General features: G+C 62.5%; 7 protein-coding genes. 5 read left to right on the top strand and 2 right to left on the bottom strand.

From position 1 onward, the window contains the following. From EN994_RS14665 to EN994_RS14645, 5 genes are all read left to right on the top strand, one after another. Positions 1–999, top strand: a 999-nt coding sequence (locus EN994_RS14665) for an FGGY-family carbohydrate kinase (protein WP_245466029.1), incomplete at its 5' end; no start/stop codon positions are given. Beyond that, the gene (locus EN994_RS14660; RefSeq protein WP_063167516.1) at positions 996–2513 is read left to right on the top strand and encodes a glycerol-3-phosphate dehydrogenase; all 1518 of its coding nucleotides are present in this window, start codon (positions 996–998) and stop codon (positions 2511–2513) included. The genes EN994_RS14665 and EN994_RS14660, both read left to right, overlap by 4 nt. After that, the gene (locus EN994_RS14655; RefSeq protein WP_013533069.1) at positions 2513–3451 is read left to right on the top strand and encodes a TIM barrel protein; all 939 of its coding nucleotides are present in this window, start codon (positions 2513–2515) and stop codon (positions 3449–3451) included. Before EN994_RS14660 ends, EN994_RS14655 begins: the two co-directional genes overlap by 1 nt. 57 nt (positions 3452–3508) lie before the next feature. Next, entirely contained in the window at positions 3509–4276 is a 768-nt protein-coding gene (locus EN994_RS14650) for a triose-phosphate isomerase (protein ID WP_063167517.1), read from the top strand. 95 nt (positions 4277–4371) lie between these two features. Further along, positions 4372–4809 (top strand): RpiB/LacA/LacB family sugar-phosphate isomerase, encoded by a 438-nt coding sequence (locus EN994_RS14645; RefSeq protein ID WP_024502451.1) that lies wholly within the window; start codon positions 4372–4374, stop codon positions 4807–4809. Between the two features lie 24 nt (positions 4810–4833). On the opposite strand, the gene dhaL is transcribed toward EN994_RS14645, so the two are convergent. Together dhaL and EN994_RS14635 are read right to left on the bottom strand one after the other, a co-directional pair. Continuing rightward, the gene (gene dhaL, locus EN994_RS14640) at positions 4834–5475 is read right to left on the bottom strand and encodes a dihydroxyacetone kinase subunit DhaL (protein ID WP_027163948.1); all 642 of its coding nucleotides are present in this window, start codon (positions 5473–5475) and stop codon (positions 4834–4836) included. A 26-nt stretch (positions 5476–5501) separates the two neighbouring features. Next, positions 5502–5859 (bottom strand): dihydroxyacetone kinase subunit DhaK (locus tag EN994_RS14635; RefSeq protein WP_164745923.1); only part of this gene is annotated, 358 nt, incomplete at its 5' end.

Raw genomic sequence — 5859 nt, 5'->3', positions numbered from 1 at the left:
ACAGCCTATTCCGACGAAGCCCTCGACATCCTGGATCTGACGACGCATCGCCGCCTGTTGCCTCCCATGCTCGAAGGCACCACCGACCATCATCCGCTATCGCGATCGGCGGCGGCGGAGACCGGCCTGCTCGAAGGCACGCCGGTGGTGCTGGGCTACGTCGACATGGTCATGACGGCGCTCGGAGCCGGCCTCTATGATCCCTCGGGCAATGTCGGCTGCACGGTCATCGGCTCGACCGGCATACACACGCGCTTCGCAGCCACTCCCGACGATGTCGTGCTGAACGCAGATGGCTCCGGCTACACGATCGCCATGCCTATTCCGGGCGCCTTTGCACAATTGCAATCCAACATGGCGGCGACGCTCAACATAGACTGGGTGCTTGGCCTTGCGCGCGACGTGCTCGCCACGGCTGGCGGCAAACCTTCTCATGACGAGTTGCTGAAGGCGCTCGACGCTTGGATGGAAGCATCGGAGCCGGGATCGCTGATCTACCAGCCTTACATATCGCTAGCCGGCGAAAGAGGGCCGTTCGTCGACCCTGACGCACGCGCCGGCTTCATCGGCCTTTCGGTCAAGCATGGCTTTGGCGATCTGGCACGCGGCGTGCTCGAGGGGTTGGCCTTCGCCGCTCGCGATTGCTACCAGGCGATGGGCGCCGTGCCGAGTGAGATCCGCCTGTCGGGCGGCGCAGCGCGCAGTCCGTCTCTACGTCGCATCATCGCGGCGGCGACAAGGGCGCAGGTGCGCACCAGCAGCCGCCAGGAAGCCGGCGCGGCGGGTGCCGCGATGATGGCCGCGGTCGGGCTCGGCGTCTACGGCTCCATGGAAGACTGCGCCGCCGAATGGGTGACGCCGCTTCTCGGCGACTGCGATGCCTATGACGAGGCGCTTTCGCAAACATACGATGCGCTCTTCCCTTCCTTCGTTGCGGCGCGCCAGGCGCTTCGGCCGGTGTGGAAGGGCATGGCGCACCGCACAGGAGCAAGATCTTGAGCAATACAACAGATGTCGTCGATCTCTTCGTGATCGGCGGCGGCGTCAATGGAGCCGGCATAGCGCGTGATGCTGCAGGTCGTGGCCTGTCCGTCATCCTGTGCGAAAAAGACGATCTCGCGCAAGGCACCAGTTCGCGTTCCGGCAAGCTGGTGCATGGCGGCCTGCGCTACCTCGAATATTATGAATTCAGGCTGGTTCGCGAAGCGCTGATCGAACGCGAGGTGCTGCTCGAGGCGGCGCCGCATATCATCTGGCCGATGCGCTTCGTTCTACCGCACAGCCCGCAGGATAGGCCGGCATGGCTGGTCCGGCTCGGGCTGTTTCTCTACGACCACCTTGGCGGCCGCAAACGGCTGCCTGGGACAAGAACGCTGAACCTGAGGACCTCGCCTGAAGGCGCGCCGATCAAGGACGAATTCAAGCGCGGTTTCGAATATTCCGACTGCTGGGTCGACGATGCGCGCCTGGTGCTGCTCAATGCGCTCGATGCAAGGCAGCGAGGCGCCAGAGTGCTCACGCGCACCGCCTGTGTCGCGGCGCGCCGTGAAGGCGGACTGTGGTCGATCGACATGCAGGATGGTCGCACGGGCGCCGTCACGAAAGTCCGCGCGCGCGCTCTGATCAACGCAGCAGGTCCCTGGGTCAACGACATTGTCAGCCGCGTCGCCGGGCAGAATTCGACGCGCAATGTCCGGCTTGTAAAAGGCAGCCATATCGTCGTGCCCAAATTCTGGGAGGGGCGGCAGGCCTATCTCATCCAGAACAACGACAAGCGGGTGATCTTCGTCAACCCGTACGAGAACGATCTGGCGCTGATCGGCACGACCGACATTCCCTACGAAGGCAGGCCCGAGGAAGTGGTCGCCGAGGCCAGCGAAGTCGACTACCTGATCAAGGTGGTCAATCGCTATTTCAAGCGGCAGCTGACGCCACAGGACGTGGTCTACAGCTTCTCCGGTGTGCGTCCGCTCTATGACGACAATGCCGACAATCCAAGCGCGGTGACGCGCGACTATATTTTCGAACTCGACGCCTCCAACGGCAACGCACCGCTGCTTTCGGTGTTCGGCGGCAAGATCACCACCTTCCGCAAGCTGTCGGAACACGCGCTGGAAAAGATCCAGCCATTCTTTCCGACGATGAAGAAAGCCTGGACGGCCAAAATTCCCTTGCCGGGGGGCGACCTGCCCAATGCGGACTTCGAGCAGTTTCTGAGCGATCTGCATGTCGAATTTTCATGGCTCAGCCCGTCGTTGGTGAAGCACTACGCTCGAAGCTACGGCACCCGCGCCAGGCAATTGCTCGCCGGCGCGCAAAGCGAGGCTGATCTCGGCCGACGCTTCGGTCCCGATCTGTATGAACGGGAGGCAAAGTTCCTGGTCGAGACCGAATGGGCTGGCACATCAGCCGATATACTGGAACGCCGCACAAAGCATGGCCTGCATATCAATGCGGCCGAGCGGAAAGCGTTCGAAGATTGGTTCGGTAACATCATGGCGACGGCGGACTGATGGCCTTCACGCTTTCCCTCAACACCAATCCTCTGGTCAATCGCTTCGCCGATCCAGACGATTTGATCGACGCGATTGCTTATGGCATCGGCATTCGCGACGTGCAGTTGACGCATGAATTCGTCAATCCGGGCTGGCCGGCGGCCACGATTGCCAAATTCCTGCGCCTGTTCAACAGCGCGCTTTCGCGGACCGGTGTCAGGATCACCTCCGGCATGACCGGACCTTATGGCCGGCTCAACCATTTCGGCCACCCGGACGCCGACGTCCGGCGCTACTATGTCGACTGGTTCAAGACCTTCGCCGACATTTCCGCCGAACTCGGCGCGCCAGGCATGGGCACGCAGTTCGCCATCTTCACCTACAAGGACTTTGACGATCCGCAACGGCGGGCAGCACTTCTCGATATCGCGCTCGAATGCTGGCGCGAGGTTGCCGAACACGCCAGGGCGGCGGGGCTGACATACCTGTTCTGGGAGCCGATGTCGGTCGGCCGCGAGTTCGGCCACACGATCGAAAGCTGCGTCACGCTGCAAGGCGCCATCGACGCAGCGAAGCTGCCCATACCGATGAAGATGATGGTCGATATCGACCATGGCGACGTGACCTCACCCAACCCTGCCGACACCGATCCCTACGCCTGGGCGAAAGCGTTTCCATTGCAATCTCCGATCATCCACATCAAGCAGTCTTCCATGAACAAGGGCGGCCATTGGCCGTTCACGGCCGCCTACAACAAGGATGGCCGCATAGTGCCGCAGAAGTTGCTGGACGCGGTTCGGCAGGGTGGTGGAACCGACAATGAAATTTGCCTTGAACTTTCCTTCAGGGAGAGGGAACCAGTCGACCATCAGGTTATCGAGATGATCCGCGAGTCGGTGGATTTCTGGGCGCCTTACGTCGACAGTGGCCGGGACAGTCTCAAGCCTCGGACTTGAGCGAATACGTCGCCCGGAAGCCGGCTTCGGCCGCAAAAGTATCGAAGGAGAAAAACAATGGCCCCATATTGGGTCGGCACGAGCTGGAAGATGAACAAGACGCTTGCCGAGGCGTTGCTGTTCGCCGATGCGTTGGCCGCCTTCGTGCCTGGTTTCGATCAGGCGATACAGCCTTTCGTCATTCCGCCGTTCACCGCCGCGCGCCAGGTCAAGGCGGCACTAGCCAACACCCGCGTGAAGGTAGGTGCCCAGAACATGCATTGGGCCGATGCCGGCGCGTGGACGGGAGAGATTTCGCCAGTGATGTTGAAAGACTGCGGGCTGGATGTAATCGAACTCGGCCATAGCGAGCGCCGGGAGCATTTCGGCGAGACGGATGCGACTGTCGGACTGAAAACGGCAGCTGCTGTCAGGCACGGTTTCGTGCCACTGATCTGCGTCGGCGAGACGCTGGACGAGCGTGAATCAGGCCGCGCCGAGGCGGTGCTGACGGCACAAGTTCTCGGCGCGCTGCAGGAGCTGAGCGGCGATCAACCGAAGGCGGAAATCCTCTTTGCCTACGAGCCTGTCTGGGCGATCGGGGAGAAGGGCATTCCCGCAAGCGCCGACTATGCCGACAAGCAGCAAGCGCTGATAAAGCAGGTGGCCGCTGACCGGCTGCCGGCTGCCCCGCCTGTGCTTTACGGCGGCAGCGTCAACCCCGGCAACGCGGCCGAACTTATCGGCCAGCCGCATATTGATGGCCTGTTCATCGGCCGCTCGGCGTGGCAAGCGGAAGGCTATATCGACATTCTGAGAAAGGCGTCGGCCGCCATCGCGCGCTAACCGCGCGAGCAATTCCGGGAAAGTGTGAAGCGGTTTTCCGTCCGGAATTGCGTCAAATCAAAGAGACAGAGACAAAAGCAAAGGAGTTCATCATCATGAAGATCGCACTCGGAGCCGACAGCGCCGGCAAGCCGCTGCTCGATGTCATCGCCAAGCATCTCGCCACCAAGCCGGAGTTGCAGGTCGTCGACCTGAGCCAGGCCGGCTTCTACGCCGATATCGCCGCCTCGGTCGGCCACGAAATTCTCGACGGCAACTACGACCGGGCCATCCTGTTTTGTGGCACCGGCATCGGCGTCAGCATCTCTGCCAACAAGGTGCCGGGCATTCGCGCCGCGTTGACCCACGATACCTATTCCGCGGAGCGCGCCGCCAAGTCCAACAACGCCCAGATCATCACCATGGGCGCCCGCGTCATCGGTCCCGAACTGGCGAAATCGATCGCCGACGCATGGCTTGCCTCCGAGTTTGATCCGAATGGCCCATCTGCCGCGAACGTGCAGGCCGTCGACAAGCTCGACGCCAAGCGCTGAAAGACGCGGCAAGTCCGCTGATGATCAGTCGGTCAAGGCGGTCCGCATCGCCTCGATCACGGTGACGGCGGACGCAGCGCCCGGATCCATATGGCCAAGCGAACGTTCGCCGAGGCGTGATGCCCGGCCCTTGGTGGCCACCATCGCTTTGGTCGCTTCCGCGCCTGTCTCTGCCGCCTGGGCGGCGGCCTTGAGACTGGCGGCCAGATCCTTGCCTGAGGCCAGCGCTTCGCCCGCCGCTTGCCCCGCCGGCGCCCATGCATCGATCATCGTCTTTTCGCCAAGCTCTGCCTTGCCGCGATCCTGAATGCCCTTGGCCATGGCCTGGAACAGGGCGACCACATCCGCGTCGTCGAGCGCCGTCTTGCCCTTGACGGCTGCCGCGGCGCGCATGAGCGCGGTCGCATAGAGCGGACCGGAGGAGGCGCCGACCGCATTCAGGAACGACTTTGCCGCCGTGTTCAGCAAGGTGGTCGGATCGGTCGCCGCGGTGTCCAGTCCGGCCACCGCATCGCGCGCAGCGGAAAATCCAAGCTCCATCGCGATGCCGTGGTCGGCGTCACCGATAACCCCGTCAAGCGCGCACAGCCTGTCCCTGTCTGCTGACATGGAGTTTGCGATCGCCGCGAACATCGTGACAAGGCGGGCAGTATCGATTGTCGTCATGTCTTAGTCCTTGCCACAGAGTGGGTTTAGCCGGCGCGAAACATGGCGCAGTCGCAGGGGTGGTCCAGCATCGTCTGCAACTCGCCGTCCAGCCGATGCAGCGTGATCGAGGCCCCGGCCATTTCGAGCGAGGTGCAGTAATTGCCGACCCAGCTTGCGTGGATGGACACACCGATCTCATCAAGCCTCTGCTTCACGCGCAGGTTCATGATGTAGAGTTCCATCAGCGGCGTTGAGCCCAGCGAATTGACGAGCACCGCGACCTTGTCGCCGCGCGCCGGCGCCATCTCGTCGAGGATCCTGTCCAGCATCTCGTCGGTGATCTCATCGGCTGTTTTCAACTTTTCGCGTGCGATGCCGGGCTCGCCGTGGATGCCCATGCCG

It is taken from the genome of Mesorhizobium sp. M7A.F.Ca.CA.002.09.1.1 (genome assembly GCF_003998555.1).
In the GTDB taxonomy this organism is placed as follows: Bacteria; Pseudomonadota; Alphaproteobacteria; order Rhizobiales; family Rhizobiaceae; genus Mesorhizobium; species Mesorhizobium ciceri.
Note: the sequence above shows the minus strand (reverse complement) of the source record. Positions and strands in the feature narration are given on the sequence as shown.